Below are 20507 nucleotides of genomic sequence, written 5' to 3'. Positions count from 1 at the left end.
GCTTGTGTATGTAATTTCAGTTGGTGCCTCGTAAATCATATCAAAGTCGCCTGGCTTCGAAATTGAGGCTCTATGTAACAACAGTTCAAAGGCTGAGCATATATTCCAAAAATGCCTCAAATGTTGTCCATGATTGGGCTTCTTTACCAAACAATTCATCTATGAAAAGGGCTACTTGCCCCGATCTTTCTGATTCATTTGAAAATAAAAAGTAGTAGCCACCTCCGGCATAGCGCTCTAATACGCAACCGTTTTGTGGTATTTTCTCAAAATCACTCGGTATCTCATCCTCGCGAAGTTCAAGAGTGCGCTCAACTGTAAGATAGTCCTCATCTTCAGAGTATCCATAAATCGTATGACCAAACCACTCAACGTAACCATATTTTCTTAGAAAAACTTTATATGGCTCCGGAAAGGATAATCCTAGCTGATTTTCCATTTCATGAATTGATACGTCATTCAACTCTCCAAAGCACTCAAACCCTTCTTTTTCGGTGAATTGATCGAGCATTACGTCTAAGCTTCTCATATTTAAAACTCTATTTTTGATATATATTTTGCCTTCATCGTACCAGTGCAATCGCTTATTGTACTTCTGATGAGGCTTGGAATTCATTACCCTGAAGTTATTGAACGAGTTATCCCCTTTCCGAAATAAAAGAGGTCTTATGGTGAATGATTAAATCCGTCGAGAAGTCTTCCTGATTTAATCATTTTGAACAACTGCTTTGAAGTAAAACGCTTCGCTGCCTCTTTTGTAATCGCGTAACAACGAACCCCTCACCATAAACTTATAAGCCACCTCGTAAAAGATGGCTTATAAGTAAAGAGAATTTATCTAGTGATCTTCCCTGCTTTTACATCTTCTAGCCAACGTCCTTCAACAAGATAGGGTGGAAGCCAACCGGTTTCAATAGATAGACGGTTGCCTTTGTCGTACCACATACATGCCATGCCAAGCAGAGGGAAGTTGATAAAAGTTCTGATGCCTATCCTATCTGGTCCCAATTCTCGAAGATGATATTTCTCTTGGAACTGTAGGTTTTTAACGAGCACTTCCTCAAAATCATAACCAATATTAGTAGTGAGCGCTGCGAAGGTTTCTAGGATCCCCATCGCAATTTCCAACGCCCAGTTATCCCCTTGAGCTACCGCCGCGTCCATTGCTGCAACCAGCTTATCTGGGTAGTCCGATGTGCGGTTGTGGAACGACTGAATGACGTCTACTAGCATATAAGATAACTCGCCCGCTTTGGTAGAACTCTGTCTCATCAAAGAAATCGGAAAGTTTGCCAATATGTCCATGCTAGGTTTATCACGCACAGTCACCGAAGTAAAATAAGCATCTAGCCATCGATTAGGGTGTAAACATCCAGTTTTCAAAATACCTTCGCCTTTCCATGTCACTTCTGGATAATCAGGTAATTTAACGCTTTGAGGTTCATTTGGTTTAATGGCAAGTTGATGGTAAAAAGCACGCATCAATGATGCCTCATAAAGGCAAAGTGTTCCGATTTGTTCAGTTTCTATTGAAGGTGGAAAGCAACTATACCACCTCACTTGTTCTGAAACGTCGTCGCTAAGAGCGACTAAGTTCTCCCTACGGATTGCTATTAGCTCTTTGCGCTCATCTAAATCTTCATTGATATACATTTGGTAGTCAGCGACATCATTTGGTGTCAATTGAGGTTCCGCCTTTCTCCTCATGCTAACCTTCTTTTTATTATCAGACATTTAATCCAGTCCTAATTCTACGTTAAATTCTTTTACATTAACTGAAGAAACCTCTCCAGCATCAGAAATAGCCGCTGCGGTGTGAATATATCTAACAGGAGTTTTTTTTCTCAATGCTTTTTATACTTCTGGCCGCTTTCCATTCGGTTGTATCTTTGTCCTTTTGAGCCATTAGATCAGTAATTGCAGTTGCATATTCAGTTGTCCCTTGCTGATATGCCATATTTCCAACCTTACGCCTGTCTAGTGGGCTAATACCTCTTAACGTCTACGAGAATAATTTCCCTGGGTTTTGGGTTCTTCTACAAGGTAGGCCATACCGTAGTCTCCTGGTTGTAAGAAAACACGCCATTATTTTTTAGGGGACAACTCCTAGTTAAGTGACATACCGTTGAGTCTTAGCCATAAAATGCCATGTGTCACGAAACATGAACGCCAAAAATAGAGATCTAACCTATTTTTTCCAGTACCCTCTAGATGCTCGCTCTGGGATTACCAGATTCGAAACAGATTTACTGCCTATAGATTCGTAAAACTCGGCGGCCCCGATCTCTTTAGTGGACGGCTGAAACCAATGAGGTTGAGGCACTTTTTTAGAATTCCATTAGAAACTGCCATAGCAATTGCTGTTTCACAGCACTCAACGTCGGTCAAGCCTTTGAAGGGGCCCTCCTTATATAAAATAAGTTTTTTCCGAGCCACTATATTGAGCAATTACAGACGTAACTGCCTTTCTATCACCATTATTTATTTTCAAAGTAAGCCCTGACTTTCCTAGCAAGGCTTTTAAATCGCACTCATTATTAGTAACCCACTTTTTAAGAGCCATATCATTAATAATGTTATCTCTGAAATTTATGAGTATAGTCACAAGATCATCTTCAAAATTCATTTTATCCTCAACTTTGCAATGGGATAACCTAGCTATCGTCCCAACTTTTAGTTTCTCCTAGAAATTGATTAACTCCACCTTCACCGACTGCTGGGTAAAAATCGCTCGTAGGCTCCCATCCAACGCTTAATGCCCCCAAAAAGGGCGAGATACCGTTAGTTTTATTAATTCATTGACTGGAATTTTGACTAGAGCTTCTGATATGTTTTTTACCTTTTGGCTTTCGGATTTTGACTTGCGAGAGAACGCCATCTTCTCCGACGGATGACTCTTTTGCTGCCTCTAAAATCTGATCGCAAACCTCTTGGGGGAAAGTTATTTTGTGCCTGATACTCTGCCAACATTTGCTGTAAGCGTTTTTCACAGAGGAAACCTGTTGAGTCAATCCACTAGATGGAGTTGATTGAATATCGGTAAACATATAATCCACCTCGTGAAAGGTGGATTATTTACTGAATTGCTAACTAAAGGATTTATCGAGTGATCTTCCCTGCTTTTACATCTTCTAACCAATGCCCTTCGACGAGATAAGGAGGAAGCCAACTGGTTTCAATAGATAGACGGTTGCCTTTGTCATACCACATACATGCCATACCAAGCAGAGGGAAAGATATGAAGGTTTCTATAGAAATTAAGCCCTCTGGCTTATCGAGCCTCATTTGGTATTGCTCTTGGAACTGTAGGTTCTTAATGAGTACTTCTTCAAAGTCATAACCGATGTCAGTTGTCAGGGCCGCAAAAGTTTCCAAAATACCCATGGCGATTTCTAATGCCCAATCATCACCCTGAGAAACTGCCGCGTCCATCGCGGCCACCAGTTTATCAGGGTAGTCCGACGTGCGGTTATGGAACGACTGAATGACATCTACTAGCATATAAGACAGCTCACCCGCTTTGGTAGAGCTCTGTCTCATCAAAGAAACCGGAAAGTTCGCCAATACATCCATGCTAGGTTTATCACGCACAATCACCGAAGTAAAATAAGCATCAAGCCACATTGAAGGACAAATAAAGCCTGTTTTAAAAATACCTTCACCATCCCATGTCACTTCTGGATAGCCGAGTATCTGGATACTTAATTCTTCATTGGGATTCATAGCAAGTTGATGATAACAGGCTCCCATTAAAGAAGTTTCGTAAAGACGTAATGTACAAATTTGTTCGTCTTCATGCGTAGTTTGAAACCAGGTATACCAGCGAGCCTGGTCGATGGCAAAATCACCAAGACTAACCAAGTTTTCTCGCCTGACCTTAAGACCTTCTTTTCTGTTATCTAAAACCCGGTTTATAAAATTTTTTTTACTCACAATGGCTTGTGTGTCAAGTTCAGGATTTGCTTTGCGCTCTACAATCTTGATCGATTCTTTACTTTGCATTTTGACTTAATCCTTTTGAATCAATTTTAAACTCTACTACTTCTACTACTACGTCTGAGGGCTTCAAGCTATTCGAGTAAAAGGGCTTAGGTATCTTTAAAAAGGACACATAATGCCAAGTGTAACGCAACAAAACGTCAGAAATGATGACCTAGCTCCCTTTGAATCTTAGCGAATTATATTTCCGGCTTTTACATCCTCTAACCAACACCCTTCGACGAGATATGGAGGAAGCCAACCAGTTTCGACAGATAAACGGTTGCCTTTGTCGTACCACATACAAGCCATGCCAAGCAGAGGGAAGTTAATAAAAGTGCGGATGCCTGTCCTATCTGGTCCTAATTCTCGAAGATGATATTTTTCTTGGAATTGTAGGTTTTTGACTAGCACTTCCTCAAAGTCATAACCAATGTTAGTAGTGAGCGCTGCGAAGGTCTCTAGGATCCCCATCGCAATTTCCGACGCCCAGTTATCCCCTTGAGCTACCGCTGCGTCCATTGCTGCAACCAGCTTATCAGGATAATCCGATGTGCGATTGTGGAACGACTGAATGACGTCTACTAGCATATAAGACAGCTCACCCGCTTTGGTTGAGCTCTGTCTCATCAAAGAAATCGGAAAGTTCGCCAATACATCCATGCTGGGTTTATCACGAACGATGACAGAGGTGAAATAGGCATCTAACCACATTGAAGGACAAATGAAGCCTGTTTTTAAAATACCTTCGCCTTTCCATGTTACTTCAGGATAGTCGAGGATCTTTATGGTTAATTTATCATTGGGATGCATTGCAAGGCTATGATAACAAGCACTCATCAACGAAGTTTCATAAAGGCGTAATGTACAAATTTTTTCGTCTTCACATGAAGCTTGATACCACGTAAACCAGCGCACTTGCTCGAATGCATAATCTCCAAAGCTAATCAAGTTCTCTCGCCTAATTTTGAGCCCTTCTTTTCTTTTATCTAAGATTCGATTGATATAATCTTTCTCAGAAGCAATGCTATTATCATCTAACCTGGGCCTTGCTGTACGCTCTATAATTTTGGCTGGCTTTTTACCTTGCATTGTTGAACTAACCCTTCTTAATCAATTTTAAACTCAGCTATTCCTAGTTTTATATCTGATGCATCTCTGATTTTTTTCGCAGCTATTTTTTCTGTCGTTTCATCTTCGTTTTCAGACATTAGCTTAGTGATTTCTTCAGCTTATTTGCTAGACCCTTGCTGATACGCTTCGTTTCCAATCTTACGGCTGCCCATAGGGCAGCTACCCCCCTTTGGCCTCAACAATTATAATTTCACCTGGTGGCGGCTCTTCCACCTCGTAAACCATATCAAAATCGCCCGGCTTCGAAATTGAGGTTCCAATATCTTTGGGATGAAGCAGCTCAGCATTAGGACGTTTACTCCGAACAAAGTCATCCGCGGCTAACTCACCAATTTTTGCAGATTGCTGATTAATCTTGGCGATTTGAACGTTATTATACTGAATTGCTAACTAAAGGGTTTTATCGTGTGATCTTCCCTGCTTTTACTTCTTCTAACCAACACCCTTCGACGAGATATGGAGGAAGCCAACCAGTTTCGACAGATAAACGGTTGCCTTTGTCGTACCACATACAAGCCATGCCAGGCAGAGGGAAAGAGATGAAGGTTTCTATAGAAATTAAGTCCTCTGGCTTATCGAGCCTCATTTGGTATTGCTCTTGGAACTGTAGGTTTTTAACTAATACTTCTTCAAAGTCATAACCGATGTCAGTTGTCAGGGCAGCAAAAGTTTCCAAAATACCCATGGCGATTTCTAACGCCCAGTCATTACCCTGAGCAACTGCCGCGTCCATCGCGGCCACCAGTTTATCAGGGTAGTCCGATGTGCGGTTATGGAACGACTGAATGACATCTACTAACATATAAGACAGCTCACCCACTTTGGTAGAGCTCTGTCTCATCAGAGAAATCGGAAAGTTCGCCAATACGTCCATACTTGGCCTGTCACGCACAATTGCCGATATAAAATAAGTATCCAGCCACATTGAAGGACAAATGAAGCCCATTTCTAAGATACCTTCACCATCCCATGTTACTTCTGGATAACCGAGTATCTGAACAGTTAATGGCTCATTCGGAAACATAGCCAGCCGATGATAACAAGCCCCCATTAATGAAGTTTCATAAAGACGTAATGTACAAATTTGTTCGTCTTCATGTGAGGTTTGAAACCAGGTATACCAGCGAACCTGGTCAATGGCAAAATCACCAAAACTAACCAAGTTTTCTCGCCTGACTTTAAGACCTTCTTTTCGCTGTTCTAATATCTTATTGATGAATTCTTTCTCAGAATAAACTCCACTTTCACTCAGCTCAGGATCTGCTTTGCGTTCTACAATTTTGATTGTTCCTTTACTTTGCATTTTAACGTAGTCCTTTGGAATCAATTTTAAACTCTGCTACTTCTACTACTACGTCTGAGCGCTTCAAGCTATTCGAGTAAAAGGGCTTAGGTATCTTTAAAAAGGACACATAATGCCAAGTGTAACGCAACAAAACGTCAGAAATGATGACCTAGCTCCCTTTAAAGCTTAGCGAATTATATTTCCGGCTTTTACATCCTCTAACCAACACCCTTCGACGAGATAGGGAGGAAGCCAACCAGTTTCGACAGATAAACGGTTGCCTTTGTCGTACCACATACAAGCCATGCCAAGCAGTGGGAAGTTAATAAAAGTGCGGATGCCTATCCTATCTGATCCTAATTCTCGAAGATGATATTTTTCTTGGAATTGTAGGTTTTTGACTAGCACTTCCTCAAAGTCATAACCAATGTTAGTAGTGAGCGCTGCGAAGGTCTCTAGGATCCCCATCGCAATTTCCGACGCCCAGTTATCCCCTTGAGCTACCGCTGCGTCCATTGCTGCAACCAGCTTATCAGGATAATCCGATGTGCGATTGTGGAACGACTGAATGACGTCTACTAGCATATAAGACAGCTCACCCGCTTTGGTAGAGCTCTGTCTCATCAAAGAAATCGGAAAGTTCGCCAATACGTCCAAGCTAGGTTTATCACGAACGATGACAGAGGTAAAATACGCATCTAGCCACATTGAAGGACAAATGAAACCTGTTTTTAAAATACCTTCGCCTTTCCAAGTTATTTCAGGATGATCAGGTACCTTAACCGTCAAAGGGCTTTCAGGTTTTTGAGCTAGTCGATGATAGCTAGCTTGCATTATCGAGGCTTCAAATAGACGCAGCGTTCCTATTCGGTCATTTAGTTCAGACACTGGAAACAAAGTATATAACCTAACTTGCTCCCAAACCCCGTCTGTTAGATATATCAAGTTTTCGCGCTTTATTGTGATACGATGTTTTCTTTTCTCTAAGTTTTTTTCTATTTGTTTTGTATAGTAATTAAGTTCCTCAGTATTCAACTCGTAGGCTGCTTTTCTATTTATCTTTTTCATACTAACTTTACTTCCCTTAACCTAATTCTTCGAGGCTAATATCAAACTCTTTTACATTCACTTTAGATACGCCATCTGAAGCATCAATTTCTGTTGTACCAGCTTTTTGTTCAGACATTAATTTAACGATTTCCGCCGCATATTTGCTTGTCCCTTGCTGATATGCTTCATTGCCAATTTTACGACTGCCGAGCGGCCTGCTGCCACCCTTAGCCTCGACGATGATGATTTCTTCAGTATCATCTGAGAGGTACACCATATTGAAATCACCTGGTTTCGATCCCTAAGTTGCAAGGTCTTTGGGATGGCTCAACTTAGCATTAGGGCGTATATTCCGAATAAAGTCATCCGCGACCAACTCACCAATTTTTGCAGACTGCTGGTTAATTATTACCAATTTGAGCGTGATATCCCTCTTTGCTAGCTCGAGCGTCCATTGCCTCTTGACGCTCTTTCAAGCATTCATCAATTTTTGCTTTGTTTCTTTCTGTTAGCTCATAATCACTCGTATTGAGTTCAGACTTTTTTATACTATGCCAGTATTGGCTGCCCCAAACCTGTTGGGTCAATCCACTGGATATGGTGGACTGCATATTGGTAATGCCACCAATGATGGAGCGTTCAACAAACAACAAGCTCCCCACCTCAAACGTAAAAGCCACCCCATGAGAGATGGCTTGTATATTGATTTGCTAAAGGAGTTTATCGAATGATCTTCCCTGCTTTTACATCTTCTAGCCAACGTCCTTCGACGAGATAAGCTGGAAGCCAACCAGTTTCAACTGACAAACGGTTGCCTTTGTCGTACCACATACAGGCCATGCCAAGAAGAGGGAAAGATATGAAAGTTTCTATAGAAATCAAGTCCTCTGGCTTATCGAGCCTCATTTGGTATTTCTCTTGGAAATGTAGGTTTTTAACGAGCACTTCCTCAAAATCATAACCAATATTAGTAGTGAGCGCTGCGAAGGTTTCTAGGACCCCCATCGCAATTTCCAACGCCCAGTTATCCCCTTGAGCTACCGCTGCGTCCATTGCTGCAACCAGCTTATCAGGATAATCCGATGTGCGATTGTGGAACGACTGAATGACGTCTACTAGCATATAAGACAGCTCACCCGCTTTGGTAGAGCTCTGTCTCATCAAAGAAATCGGAAAGTTCGCCAATACGTCTAAACTTAGCCTGTCACGCACAACTGTCGATATGAAATACATATCAATCCATCTATTAGGATTTATGCACCCCGTTTTTAAAATACCTTCCCCGTCCCACTTTACTTCAGGATAGTCGAGAATCTTTATAGTTAATTCACCATTGGGATTCCTAGCAAGTCGATGATAACAAGCGCCCATTAGAGAAGTTTCGTAAAGACGTAATGTACAAATTTGTTCGTCTTCATGCGAGGTTTGAAACCAGGTATACCAGCGAACCTGGTCAATGGCGAAATCACCAAGACTGACCAGGTTTTCCCGCCGGATTTTAAGGCCTTCTTTTCTTTTATCTAATATTTTATTGATAAATTCTTTCTCAGAAGAAACCCCACTTTCACTCAACTCAGGGTTTGCTTTGCGTTCTACAACTTTACTTTGCATTTTAAATTAGCCCTTTAGAATTAATTTTAAACTCTGCCACTTTTAGTTTTACATCCGATGCATCCCCGTTCTCTTGAATGCTTGCTTGAGTATGTATATATCGAATAGGTATGCCGGATAAAGCTGCATCTTGGATTTGTCTTGCTGTTATTTTTCAGTCGTCCCTTCCTTTTTTCAGACATTAGGTTGGTGATTTCTGCAGTGTATTCGATATGCCATATTTCCAATTTTTCTGCTACCCAGCGGGCTGCTACCCCCTTTAGCCTCAACAATGATAATTTCACCTGGTGGAGACTCTTCCACATCGTAAACCATATCAAAGTCGCCCGGCTTCGAAATTGAGGTTCCAATATCTTTGGGATAAAGCAGCTTAGCATTAGGACGCTTACTCCGGACAACGTCATCTGCGGCCAACTCACCAATTTCTGCAGATTGCCGATTAATCTTGGCGATTTGAAAGTTATTATACTGAATTGCTAACTAAAGGAGTTTATCTAGTGATCTTCCCTGCTTTTACATCTTCTAACCAACGTCCTTCGATGAGATAGTGAGGAAGCCAACCAGTTTCAACAGATAGACGGTTGCCTTTGTCGTACCACATGCAAGCCATGCCAAGCAGAGGGAAATTAATAAACGTGCGGATCCCTATTCTATCTGGTCCTAATTCTCGAAGATGATATTTCTCTTGAAACTGTAGGTTTTTAACGAGCACTTCCTCAAAATCATAACCAATGTTAGTAGTGAGCGCTGCGAAGGTTTCTAGGATCCCCATCGCAATTTCCAACGCCCAGTTATCCCCTTGAGCTACCGCTGCGTCCATTGCAGCAACCAGCTTATCAGGATAATCCGGTGTGCGGTTGTGGAACGACTGAATGACGTCTACTAGCATATAAGACAGCTCACCCGCTTTGTTAGAGCTCTGCCTCATCAAAGAAATTGGAAAGTTCGCCAATATGTCCATACTTGGCCTGTCACGCACAATTGTCGATATGAAATACATATCAAGCCATCTATTAAGATTTATGCACCCCGTTTTTAAAATGCCTTCCCCGTCCCACTTTACTTCAGGATAGTCGAGAATCTTGATAGTTAATTCATCATTGGGATTCATAGCAAGTCGATGATAACAAGCGCCCATTAGAGAAGTTTCGTAAAGACGTAATGTACAAATTTGTTCGTCTTCATGCGAGGTTTGAAACCAGGTATACCAGCGAACCTGGTCAATGGCGAAATAACCAAGACTGACCAGGTTTTCCCGCCTGATTTTAAGACCCTCTTTTCGCTGATCTAGTATCTTATTGATAAATTCTTTCTCAGAAGAAACTCCACTTTCACTCAACTCAGGGTTTGCTTTGCGTTCTACAACTTTACTTTGCATTTTAACTTAGTCCTTTGGAATCAATTTTAAATTCTGACACTTCTACTTTTACATCTGAGACATTCCCACCTTCAGGGATGTTTGCTTGAGTATGTATATATCGAATAGGTATACCGAACGAAGCTGCATGTTGAATTTTTCTTGCTGTTATTTTTTCAGTCGTCCCTTCCTTTTTTTCAGACATTAGGTTGGTGATTTCTGCAGTGTATTCCGTTGTCCCTTGCTGATATGCCATATTTCCAATTTTTCTACTACCCAAAGGACTGCTCCCCCCTTTGGCCTCAACAATGATAATTTCACCTGGTGGTGGCTCTTCCACCTCGTAAACCATATCAAAGTCGCCCGGCTTCGAAATTGAGGTTCCAATATCTTTGGGATGAAGCAGCTTAGCATTAGGACGTTTACTCCGGACAAAGTCATCCGCGGCTAACTCACCAATTTTTGCAGACTGTTGGTTAATATTGCCAATTTGAGCATTATATCCCTCTTCGCCAGTTCGAGCGTCCATTGCCTCTTGACGCTCTTTCAAGCATTCATCAATTTTTGCTTTGTTTTTTTCTGTTAGCTCATAATCACTCATATTGAGTTCTGAGTTTTCTTTATACTCTGCTTTATTCAGCACAAGATCTTCAGTGAAGATCGTGCAACCTTTCTCCCCACCAACTTTCTCAGAGTCAAAAACATGCGCATTGACAAACTCCTCAATCCCAACAACATACTGCACTTCGTGTCCGGTGCCATCTGAATGATTAATATGACGATAAAAAGTAATCTCGTTTCTCTCGCAATCGATATGGTCTAAATCGTATTCATATCGGATATGATTTTTACCTTTTGGGGAACGTTATTTGCGCCTGATACTCTGCCAGCATTTGCTGTAAGCATTTTAACCCTTCTTCACAGAGGAAACCTGTTGGGTCAATCCACTAGATGGGGTTGATTGAATATCGGTAAACATATAAGCCACCTCGTGAAAGGTGGCTTATATACTGAATTTCTAACTAAATGATAATTTATCGAGTGATCTTCCCTGCTTTTACTTCTTCTAGCCAACGCCCCTCGACGAGATAAGGAGGAAGCCAACCGGTTTCAATAGATAAACGGTTGCCTTTGTCGTACCACATACAAGCCATGCCAAGCAGAGGGAAGTTAATAAAAGTTCGGATGCCTATCCTATCTGGTCCTAATTCTCTAAGATGATATTTCTCTTGAAACTGTAGGTTTTTAACGAGCACTTCCTCAAAATCATAACCAATGTCAGTAGTGAGCGCTGCGAAGGTTTCTAGGAGCCCCATCGCAATTTCCAACGCCCAGTTATCCCCTTGAGCTACCGCTGCGTCCATTGCTGCAACCAGCTTATCAGGGTAATCCGATGTGCGGTTGTGGAATGACTGAATGACATCCACTAACATGTAAGAAAGCTCACCTTCCTTAGTGGCGCTTTGCTTCATTAGAGAAATCGGAAAGTTCGCCAACAGGTCCATACTGGGTTTGTCACGCACAATCACCGAAGTGAAATAAGCATCAAGCCATCGGTTAGGGTGTAAACACCCCGTTTTTAAAATACCTTCACCTTTCCAGATTACTTCCGGGTATCCAGGTAATTGAATACTTTGAGGCTCGTCAGGTCTCATGGCGAGCTGATGATAAAAGGCACGCATTAATGATGCTTCATATAGACATAGTGTGCCGATTCTCTCATCATCATCTAATGGAGGTAACCATGTATACAAACGGAGTTGATAAGAAATACCATCGCTCAAGTAAACCAAGTTTTCTCGTTTTATAGATATGCGCCTTTTCCTTTTGTCTAAGCTCTCTTTTATCTCTTCTCGATAAGCTTCTCTTTCAAAATCACTTAGTTCAACATGAGCTACTCGTTCAACCTTTTTTACCTTTGAGTTATCAACCATTTCTGAACTCTCCTATATCTATATCAAACTCTTTTGCTATGAACTTGGAAACCTTACCACTAGAAGATATTTCTGCTTGCGTATGTACATAACGTATTGGTATACCATCTTGAATAGCAGAGTTAATGCTATTAGCAGCTGCCTTTTCTGTAGTCCCATATTTCTTACTGTCCATCAAAGATACTATTTCTGTCGCATATTCAGTGGTCCCTTGCTGATATGCCATATTTCCGAGCTTACGGCTACCCAGCGGGCTGCTACCCCCTTTAGCCTCAACAATGATAATTTCACCTGGTGGAGACTCTTCCACATCGTAAACCATATCAAAGTCGCCCGGCTTCGAAATTGAGGTTCCAATATCTTTGGGATAAAGCAGCTTAGCATTAGGACGCTTACTCCGGACAACGTCATCTGCGGCCAACTCACCAATTTCTGCAGATTGCCGATTAATCTTGGCGATTTGAAAGTTATTATACTGAATTGCTAACTAAAGGGGTTTATCGAGTGATCTTCCCTGCTTTTACTTCTTCTAGCCAACATCCTTCGACGAGATAGGGAGGAAGCCAACCAGTTTCAACTGATAAACGGTTGCCTTTGTCGTACCACATACAGGCCATGCCAAGAAGAGGGAAAGATATGAAAGTTTCTATAGAAATCAAGTCCTCTGGCTTATCAAGCCTCATTTGGTATTTCTCTTGGAACTGTAGGTTTTTAACGAGCATTTTCTCAAAGTCATAACCAATGTCGGTAGTGAACGCCGCGAAGGTTTCTAGGATCCCCATCGCAATTTCCAACGCCCAGTTATCCCCTTGGGCTACCGCTGCGTCCATTGCTGCGACGAGCTTGTCAGGATAATCCGATGTGCGGTTATGGAACGACTGTATGACGTCTACTAACATATAAGACAGCTCACCCGATTTGGTAGAGCTCTGTCTCATCAAAGAAATCGGAAAGTTCGCCAATGCGTCTAAACTTGGCCTGTCACGCACAACTGTCGATATAAAATACATATCGATCCATCTATTAGGATTTATGCACCCCGTTTTTAAAATGCTTTCACCACCCCACTTTACTTCAGGATAGTCAAGGATCTTGATAGTTAATTCTTCATTGGGATTCATAGCAAGTTGATGATAACAGGCTCCCATTAAAGAAGTTTCATAAAGGCGTAATGTACAAATTTGTTCGTCTTCATGAGAGGCTTGAAACCAGGTATACCAGCGAACCTGGTCAATGGCAAAATCCCCAAGACTGACCAGATTTTCCCGCCTGATTTTAAGGCCTTCTTTTCTGTTATCTAAAACCCGGTTTATAAATTTTTTCCGATTCACAATGGCTTGTGTGTCAAGTTCAGGATTTGCTTTTCGCTCTAAAAATTTGACCGATTCTTTACTTTGCATTTTGACTTAATCCTTTTGAATCAATTTTAAACTCTGCCACTTCTAGTTTTACATCTGAGGCCTTACCACTTTCAGGGATATTCGCTTGAGTATGTATATATCGAATAGTTCTGCCGGATAAAGCGGCGTATTGAATTTCGTCGGCAGCTAATTTTTCAGTCGTTCCTTCCTTTTTTCAGACATTAGGTTGGTGATTTCGGCAGTGTATTCCGTTGTCCCTTGCTGATATGCCATATTTCCAATTTTTCTGCTACCCAGCGGGCTGCTACCCCCTTTGGCCTCAACAATTATAATTTCACCTGGTGGCGGCTCTTCCACCTCGTAAACCATATCAAAATCGCCCGGCTTCGAAATTGAGGTTCCAATATCTTTGGGATGAAGCAGCTTAGCATTAGGACGTTTACTCCGGACAAAGTCATCCGCGGCTAACTCACCAATTTTTGCAGACTGTTGGTTAATATTGCCAATTTGAGCATTATATCCCTCTTCGCCAGTTCGAGCGTCCATTGCCTCTTGACGCTCTTTCAAGCATTCATCAATTTTTGCTTTGTTTTTTTCTGTTAGCTCATAATCACTCATATTGAGTTCTGAGTTTTCTTTATACTCTGCTTTATTCAGCACAAGATCTTCAGTGAAGATCGTGCAACCTTCTTCCTCGCCAACTTTCTCTGAGTCAAAAACATGCGCATTTACAAATTCCTCAATCCCAACAACATACTGCACTTCGTGTCTGCTGCCATCTGAATGATTGATATGACGATAAAAAGTAATCTCGTTTCTCTCACAATCAATATGGTCTAAATCGTATTCATATCGAATATTGTTTTTACCTTTGGGTTTTCGGATTTTGACTTGCGAACGAACGCCATCTTCTCCGACAGATGACTCTTTTGCTGCTTCTAAAATCTGATCGCAAACCTCTTGGGGAACGTTGTTTTGCGCCTGATACTCAGCCAGCATTTTCTGCAAGCGTTTTAGCCCTTCTTCACAAAGAAAACCTGTTGGGTCAATCCACTGGATGGGGTTGATTGAATATCGGTAAACATATAAGCCACCTCGTGAAAGGTGGCTTATATACTGAATTTCTATATAAATGATAATTTATCGTGTGATCTTCCCTACTTTTACATCTTCTAGCCAACGCCCTTCAACGAGATAAGGAGGAAGCCAACCGGTTTCAACAGATAAACAGTTACCTTTGTCGTACCACATACAAGCCATGCCAAGCAGAGGGAAAGAGATGAAGGTTTCGATTGAAATCAATTTTTTAGGAGCATCCAAGCGCATTTGATATTGCTCCTGGAACTGCAGGTTCTTAATGAGTACCTCTTCAAAGTCATAATCAATATCGGTTGTCAGGGCGGCAAAGGTTTCTAAAATGCCCATGGCGATTTCTAATGCCCAGTCATCACCCTGAGCAACTGCAGCGTCCATTGCTGCGACTAGCTTATCGGGGTAATCCGATGTGCGGTTGTGGAATGACTGAATCACATCCACCAGCATGTAAGAAAGCTCACCAGCCTTCGTAGAACTTTGTTTCATCAGAGAAACCGGAAAGCTCGCCAATACGTCCATACTTGGCCTGTCACGCACGATCACCGAAGTGAAATAAGCATCAAGCCATCGGTTAGGGTGTAAACACCCCGTTTTTAAAATACCTTCACCTTTCCAGGTTACTTCCGGGTATCCAGGTAATTGAATACTTTGAGGCTCGTCAGGTCTCATGGCGAGCTGATGATAAAATGCACGCATTAATGATGCTTCATATAGACATAGTGTGCCGGTTCTCTCATCATCATTTAATGGAGGTAGCCATGTATACAGGCGAATTTGCTCAGACACATCATCACTCAAATAAACCAAGTTTTCTCTTTTTATCGCAATGCGCCTTTTTCGTTTATCTAAGTTCTCTTTTACTTCTTCTCTGTAAGCATCTATTGCCGCTTGAGTTAGACTAATATGAGCCAATCGCTCAATCTTTTTTAATTCCTTGGCATCAAACATTTCCAAATTCTCCCATGTCTATATCAAATTCTTTCGCTTTAATTTTCGAGACTTTACCATCTGAAGATATTTCTGCTTGTGTATGAATATAACGAATCGGAATATCATCTTTGATAGCGGATTTGATGTGATTTGCAGCAATCTTTTCCGTTGTACCTTGTTCTTGCTTAGACATCTCACCAATAATTGCTGCTGTATATTCAGTTGTCCCTTGCTGATATGCCATATTTCCAATTTTACGACTGCCGAGCGGGCTGCTGCCACCCTTAGCCTCGACGATGATGATTTCTTCAGGATCATCTGAGAGGTACACCATATCGAAATCACCTGGTTTCGATCCCGAAGTTGCAAGGTCTTTGGGATGGATCAACTTAGCATTAGGGCGTATATTCCGAACAAAGTCATCCGCGACCAACTCACCAATTTTTGCTGACTGCTGGTTAATTTTAGCAATTTGGGCGTTATGCCCTTCTTCGCCGCTACGCGCATCCATTGCCTTTTGACGTTCTGCTAAACACTCATCAACCTTTTGTTTGCATTCTTCAGAAAGTTTGTATTTCTCATCCTCATCCTTATTATTGAATTCGAATTCTGAGTTATCCTTGTAATCCGCTTTATTCAGCACTAGGTCCTCGGTGAAGATGGTGCAGGTCTTATCGCCACCGACCTTCTCTGAATCAAACACGTGAGCATTAACAAACTCTTCTATCCCGACTACGTACTGCACTTCATGTTTGCTTCCGTCAGAATGATTAATGTGGCGATAAAAAGTAATCTCGTTCTTCTCGCAATCAATATGGTCTAAATCGTACTCATATCGGATATGATTTTTACCTTTTGGTTTTCGGATTTTGACTTGCGAGCGAACGCCATCTTCTCCGACGGATGATTCTTTTGCTGCTTCTAAAATCTGATCGCAAACCTCTTGGGGGACATCGCTTTGCGCCTGATACTCTGCCAACATTTGACCCAAGCGTTTTAGCCCTTCTTCACAAAGGAAACCTGTTGGATCAATCCACTGGATAGGGTTGACTGCATATTGGTAATGATTAATACCACCAGCAATAGATATCGGATCTTGTTGGATAAAACGTCCTAGTTTAGGATCGTAATACCGAGCGAGGTTGTAATGTAAGTTGGTTTCTTGATCGAAGTACTGCCCTTGAAAACGCAGTGGATTTGCTACATTTTCAATATGTACATGAGCAAAGCCGTGAGCATCGTAGCTGGCACTCCATACAACATTCCCCTCGCAATCGATCAGTCGCTCTGGTTTACCAACTTGATCGCACTGGTACCAATAAATAACGTCATTTTCTAGCAGTGCCACTGGCGTGTAGGTTTCTGGTTGATATAGGTACCAACGGAAAGCACCTGAAGAGCGTTCACCAATTAAACGTTCACCTTCCCACAGGAACTCCGTAACGCCTTGTTGTGTAATTTTCTTCGTTCTGCGCCCTAATGCATCATATTCATATTGACTGATGCCATCGTCGGTGTGAACTTCAATGAGCTGATTTAACGCATCAAATACGCGAGTCTGAACGTGTCCTTGCCCCTCACGTTTTGTCTGATTTCCTTGCGCGTCATATTTGAACCGTACATCATCGTGTACTTCAATACGATCAGCGAATACCTCTGAAGATGGCAAAGTAGGATTGCCAAAACTATCGTATTCAAACTTAGTCACTTCTCCGGAAGCATTGACTCGTTTAAGTTGCCCTAAGGCATCGTACTGATAGTGTGTTGCTCCTGCCGTATTATCAATGATTGATGAAATACGGTTTTGCGCATTGTAAACGTACTTTTTCTCTCTATCAGGCCAATGTTGTTCGACCAAACGACCAACACCATCATAAATGATGCGCTCATTAAAATGTGCCGTTTCAATTTGGGAAACTCGTCCCATTTCATCGTAATGAAATTTGATTTGAGGTAAATCTAGGTTTCCAAATCGAATCGCTGAAAAACGCCCATATCGATCATAAGAGAAGTTCAGCTCCGTATTATCTGGCAGTACCTGAGATACGCGTTGGCCAACTCTGTTAAACTCCTGCGCTATCTCAAACTGGCCTTGAATGCGCTTTGTTAAATGCCCGAATGAAGAGTATTGGTATTGCAATGTGTGATGGCGATTGGATGCGAAAGTAAGTCGCCCACCAAGCGTATAATTGAAGTGGTTCTCTACAATACTGCTACCATTTCCTGCTTTGACGTGCATGAGATAACCCGCAGCGTCATAGCGATACAGCACCGTCCTATCGGCGACTTGCTTACGATGGATCCGTCCCATATGATCATAATCAAATTGGCTTTGTAGATTATCAAACCCGACAGTTCCTGACAGCTGGCCTTCATCGTCATACAGGAATTCGAACTCTAAGCCGTCACTCCGAACTAATTTAGTCAGGTTACGTTGTTGATCGTATTCATAAGAAATATGGCTGCCATCGGGAAAGATGACTGCTTCTTGTTGCGCGAGTGCTCCCCATTGATACGAGGTAATGCCTGCTGGCGTTCGAATCTGAGCAACACGGCTGTGCTCATCGTAAGAATATTCTTCGCTATAACCGACTTTGTCTTCGTCGTTAAAATAACGAACTGATGTACGCCTGCCAAATTGATCATAAGCGAGTTGAGCAATACACCCATCGGGATAAGCAACGCCATTCACTAAATCTTCTTCATTGTAGCTATAACGAAGTAATGTACCGTCTATTTCATTCGCGATAAGTCTTTGTTGTTCATCCCACCACCACTGACTTTTCTTACCATCTTCAGACTCTTTTTTGACGACTTGACCGTGTTTATCGTAATCATATTCCGTGACACAGCCGAACTGATCGGTATCCCAAACTCTTTGACCGAGGCTATTGTAGTAAGCCTTCTCGATATCCCCATCAGGTGAAACCGTTTTAACTAACTTACCTAAGCCGTCATAACCATATTGAATTTCTTTTCCAGAGGAATGAAACTTAGAGACTAATTGACCATGCTGATTATATTGATAATTGACCGTTGACTGATCAGGATAGATAGCTTGTGCTTTTCGTCCTAGTTCATCATATTGCCATCGCCAAGTTTTACCTGTGGGGCTTATTTTCTCGAGTAAGTTACCCTGCTCGTCATGCAAGAAAGACCATTGATGATCTAACGAGTCAGAATAAGAAGAATGATTTCCCTGATAATGGAAGCGATAGTCATAAATTCCTGCGTCCCCAACGTTTCTGATGCACTTCGCTTTTGCACCTTCGCCATCCCATTCAAAATAATGAGTAAAGCCAGTTGGTCGTACACGCTTAATAATTAAATGGCCGAGGTATTGATACTGTTCCTTTAGGCCCAAATGATTAGTTGCACTGACCAAATCATCGTGCTCATCATAGGTATAAGTTGCCAGAACTTTTTGGGACTTTGCATTAAGCAGTTCTACAAGGCGTCCTTGCTTATCATATTGACATTCAAGAACCGGACGCTTGTTATATGCGATCTCGATCAATCGATGGTTTCGAGAATACTGCAATTGAAACGTTGAAAACGTGCCATTTCTAACTTGTTTAGCTAGCCAACGATCATCTTTTTGCTCAAACCGATATTGATGCCCACTAGCGAGCGTTACAATCCGAGTTGTTGAGCTCAGGAAATAACAGCTCGCACCAGCGTATATCTGGTAACTTGTTGCTCCAATATCTACTGGCTCAAATTCTGTGATATCTGCCTTATCGTCAACAAACTCCCAAGCGATAACGTTGTCTTTCTCGTCCGTCTTCTCGCGTAATTCAAACTGAAATGCATGTCGCCAACCAAAGCCCATTCCATGATTTACATCCGACTGCGAAGAGCGGTAAGTACGCTGCCAAGTAGTACCTTGTTGTAGCTCGATATCATAGAGTTCGAGAATTTCTTCACCCGTCACAAGTGATACAGGATCACCGGCTTTCTCATGTTTTTCGCTGCTTTGTTGCTGAGGCTTGGCGGATGCGGCACTTCTGCCACTCTTTTTATTCGACTTCCCCTTTCCCTTCGATGGTTTTGTATTGACGGTATTTTGAGTCGGTGGAGGCGTAACCGCTGACGAGAGTGCGTAGTTTTCGCCGGTAGGTACAATTCGAGCGACATGCAAGTCACCGTTCACCAAAGCATTGGCAAACGTTGAATTATAGTGTTGGGAAGTAAGCTCACCGTCAGGTATGTTTGGCTTGAATTGACCAATCGCATAGAACAAGTCCTCGACAGAGCGAAGGCCAAGCTCACCAAAGCTCTCAAGAAACTCTATTGCCTCTTGTTTGGTCACGAATGTTTTAGGTTCGCCGCTAGTAAGTAACTGACCAGAGAAGTGATAACTTTCGCCAAAGCGATTCGTGATAGGAATGACGAATTGAGGGATCATAGCCGTAACGTGTTTGTCCTTTTCTTACCTTGCCGCATCATTTAATGCTCGTTTCGCTCTTTTTATTTGTGAGAGCAAGATGCCTTAATCAAACATCCTCCGATAGAGATTCCTCTGTATGCGTAGACTGAATGTATTGATGGCAATTTTCACGTATGCAACTCTTTGAATTTCTGAGCGCAGCGTACTTTAACGGGACGATGAATCCTGAGTAAATGAACAATAGCGTGAGTGAGACTAATGTCTCATCGTGACGCGATTTTTTTACATGTTTCTTACTTAACTATGATTTTCTGCCCAGTTACGTAAATTCACTCAATAAGTTGCATCAAGTATCACCACTGCGACTCAACGCTTCATATTT

At 41.9% G+C, this 20507-nt stretch carries 14 protein-coding genes and 7 pseudogenes; all 21 read right to left on the bottom strand.

Translation table 11 applies throughout. The features are described 5' to 3' along the window. Positions 1–85 precede the first annotated feature (85 nt). The gene (locus R7044_RS06280) at positions 86–529 is read right to left on the bottom strand and encodes an SMI1/KNR4 family protein (RefSeq protein WP_169644514.1); all 444 of its coding nucleotides are present in this window, start codon (positions 527–529) and stop codon (positions 86–88) included. A gap of 305 nt (positions 530–834) precedes the next feature. Then, complete coding sequence (locus R7044_RS06275; protein ID WP_205390881.1) at positions 835–1734, bottom strand: immunity 49 family protein; 900 nt, start codon at positions 1732–1734, stop codon at positions 835–837. A 91-nt stretch (positions 1735–1825) separates the two neighbouring features. Next, a complete protein-coding gene (locus R7044_RS06270) occupies positions 1826–1957 on the bottom strand; it encodes a hypothetical protein (RefSeq protein WP_258509742.1) in 132 nt (43 codons plus the stop codon). Positions 1958–2407: 450 nt separating this feature from the next. Beyond that, entirely contained in the window at positions 2408–2626 is a 219-nt protein-coding gene (locus R7044_RS06265) for a hypothetical protein (RefSeq protein ID WP_033905291.1), read from the bottom strand. 196 nt (positions 2627–2822) lie between these two features. Next, positions 2823–3036, bottom strand: a pseudogene (locus R7044_RS06260) (hypothetical protein); the annotation flags it as partial. 63 nt (positions 3037–3099) lie between these two features. After that, positions 3100–4002, bottom strand: coding sequence for an immunity 49 family protein (locus tag R7044_RS06255; protein WP_033905290.1), 903 nt, complete (start codon positions 4000–4002; stop codon positions 3100–3102). A 168-nt stretch (positions 4003–4170) separates the two neighbouring features. Continuing rightward, positions 4171–5070: an immunity 49 family protein gene (locus tag R7044_RS06250; RefSeq protein WP_033905289.1), complete on the bottom strand. Its 900-nt coding sequence runs from the start codon at positions 5068–5070 to the stop codon at positions 4171–4173. A 17-nt stretch (positions 5071–5087) separates the two neighbouring features. Continuing rightward, positions 5088–5484, bottom strand: a pseudogene (locus R7044_RS28605) (hypothetical protein); the annotation flags it as partial. 28 nt (positions 5485–5512) lie between these two features. Beyond that, on the bottom strand, positions 5513–6415 hold the full coding sequence (locus R7044_RS06245) for an immunity 49 family protein (RefSeq protein ID WP_033905288.1): 903 nt from the start codon (positions 6413–6415) through the stop codon (positions 5513–5515). Between the two features lie 168 nt (positions 6416–6583). Continuing rightward, positions 6584–7465 carry an immunity 49 family protein gene (locus R7044_RS06240; RefSeq protein WP_206971530.1) on the bottom strand — a complete coding sequence of 294 codons (882 nt, stop codon included), beginning with the start codon at positions 7463–7465 and terminating at the stop codon, positions 6584–6586. A gap of 16 nt (positions 7466–7481) precedes the next feature. After that, a pseudogene (locus R7044_RS06235) lies at positions 7482–7992 on the bottom strand (type IV secretion protein Rhs); the annotation flags it as partial. 175 nt (positions 7993–8167) lie between these two features. Continuing rightward, positions 8168–9058, bottom strand: a complete 891-nt coding sequence (locus tag R7044_RS06230; protein ID WP_033905285.1) for an immunity 49 family protein — start codon at positions 9056–9058, stop codon at positions 8168–8170. A gap of 1 nt (position 9059) precedes the next feature. Then, positions 9060–9520: pseudogene (locus R7044_RS28600) on the bottom strand (type IV secretion protein Rhs); the annotation flags it as partial. A gap of 28 nt (positions 9521–9548) precedes the next feature. Continuing rightward, on the bottom strand, positions 9549–10436 hold the full coding sequence (locus tag R7044_RS06225) for an immunity 49 family protein (protein ID WP_033905284.1): 888 nt from the start codon (positions 10434–10436) through the stop codon (positions 9549–9551). A 1-nt stretch (position 10437) separates the two neighbouring features. Next, positions 10438–11383: pseudogene (locus tag R7044_RS06220) on the bottom strand (type IV secretion protein Rhs); the annotation flags it as partial. A 66-nt stretch (positions 11384–11449) separates the two neighbouring features. After that, positions 11450–12349 carry an immunity 49 family protein gene (locus tag R7044_RS06215; RefSeq protein WP_033905282.1) on the bottom strand — a complete coding sequence of 300 codons (900 nt, stop codon included), beginning with the start codon at positions 12347–12349 and terminating at the stop codon, positions 11450–11452. Continuing rightward, positions 12342–12818 (bottom strand): annotated as a pseudogene (locus R7044_RS06210) (type IV secretion protein Rhs); the annotation flags it as partial. The pseudogene R7044_RS06210 and the gene R7044_RS06215, both read right to left, overlap by 8 nt. Before the next feature lie 28 nt (positions 12819–12846). Continuing rightward, complete coding sequence (locus tag R7044_RS06205) at positions 12847–13749, bottom strand: immunity 49 family protein (protein ID WP_033905278.1); 903 nt, start codon at positions 13747–13749, stop codon at positions 12847–12849. Continuing rightward, positions 13739–14784 (bottom strand): annotated as a pseudogene (locus R7044_RS06200) (type IV secretion protein Rhs); the annotation flags it as partial. The pseudogene R7044_RS06200 and the gene R7044_RS06205, both read right to left, overlap by 11 nt. 66 nt (positions 14785–14850) lie before the next feature. Beyond that, positions 14851–15753, bottom strand: coding sequence for an immunity 49 family protein (locus tag R7044_RS06195; protein WP_033905276.1), 903 nt, complete (start codon positions 15751–15753; stop codon positions 14851–14853). After that, positions 15746–20143 (bottom strand): RHS repeat-associated core domain-containing protein, encoded by a 4398-nt coding sequence (locus R7044_RS06190; RefSeq protein WP_225455419.1) that lies wholly within the window; start codon positions 20141–20143, stop codon positions 15746–15748. The genes R7044_RS06195 and R7044_RS06190 overlap by 8 nt, the downstream gene beginning before the upstream one ends. Positions 20144–20507 lie beyond the last annotated feature (364 nt).

The organism is Vibrio sp. 1402 (assembly GCF_033340275.1).
Note: the sequence above shows the minus strand (reverse complement) of the source record. Positions and strands in the feature narration are given on the sequence as shown.

Excerpts from the sequence above, each read along its gene's own strand:
- R7044_RS06280 (WP_169644514.1), bottom strand. The coding sequence starts at position 529 with ATGAGAAGCTTAGACGTAATGCTCGATCAATTCACCGAAAAAGAAGGG.
- R7044_RS06275 (WP_205390881.1), bottom strand. The coding sequence starts at position 1,734 with ATGTCTGATAATAAAAAGAAGGTTAGCATGAGGAGAAAGGCGGAACCT.
- R7044_RS06270 (WP_258509742.1), bottom strand. The coding sequence starts at position 1,957 with ATGGCATATCAGCAAGGGACAACTGAATATGCAACTGCAATTACTGAT.
- R7044_RS06265 (WP_033905291.1), bottom strand. The coding sequence starts at position 2,626 with ATGAATTTTGAAGATGATCTTGTGACTATACTCATAAATTTCAGAGAT.
- R7044_RS06255 (WP_033905290.1), bottom strand. The coding sequence starts at position 4,002 with ATGCAAAGTAAAGAATCGATCAAGATTGTAGAGCGCAAAGCAAATCCT.
- R7044_RS06250 (WP_033905289.1), bottom strand. The coding sequence starts at position 5,070 with ATGCAAGGTAAAAAGCCAGCCAAAATTATAGAGCGTACAGCAAGGCCC.
- R7044_RS06245 (WP_033905288.1), bottom strand. The coding sequence starts at position 6,415 with ATGCAAAGTAAAGGAACAATCAAAATTGTAGAACGCAAAGCAGATCCT.
- R7044_RS06240 (WP_206971530.1), bottom strand. The coding sequence starts at position 7,465 with ATGAAAAAGATAAATAGAAAAGCAGCCTACGAGTTGAATACTGAGGAA.
- R7044_RS06230 (WP_033905285.1), bottom strand. The coding sequence starts at position 9,058 with ATGCAAAGTAAAGTTGTAGAACGCAAAGCAAACCCTGAGTTGAGTGAA.
- R7044_RS06225 (WP_033905284.1), bottom strand. The coding sequence starts at position 10,436 with ATGCAAAGTAAAGTTGTAGAACGCAAAGCAAACCCTGAGTTGAGTGAA.
- R7044_RS06215 (WP_033905282.1), bottom strand. The coding sequence starts at position 12,349 with ATGGTTGATAACTCAAAGGTAAAAAAGGTTGAACGAGTAGCTCATGTT.
- R7044_RS06205 (WP_033905278.1), bottom strand. The coding sequence starts at position 13,749 with ATGCAAAGTAAAGAATCGGTCAAATTTTTAGAGCGAAAAGCAAATCCT.
- R7044_RS06195 (WP_033905276.1), bottom strand. The coding sequence starts at position 15,753 with ATGTTTGATGCCAAGGAATTAAAAAAGATTGAGCGATTGGCTCATATT.
- R7044_RS06190 (WP_225455419.1), bottom strand. The coding sequence starts at position 20,143 with ATGATCCCTCAATTCGTCATTCCTATCACGAATCGCTTTGGCGAAAGT.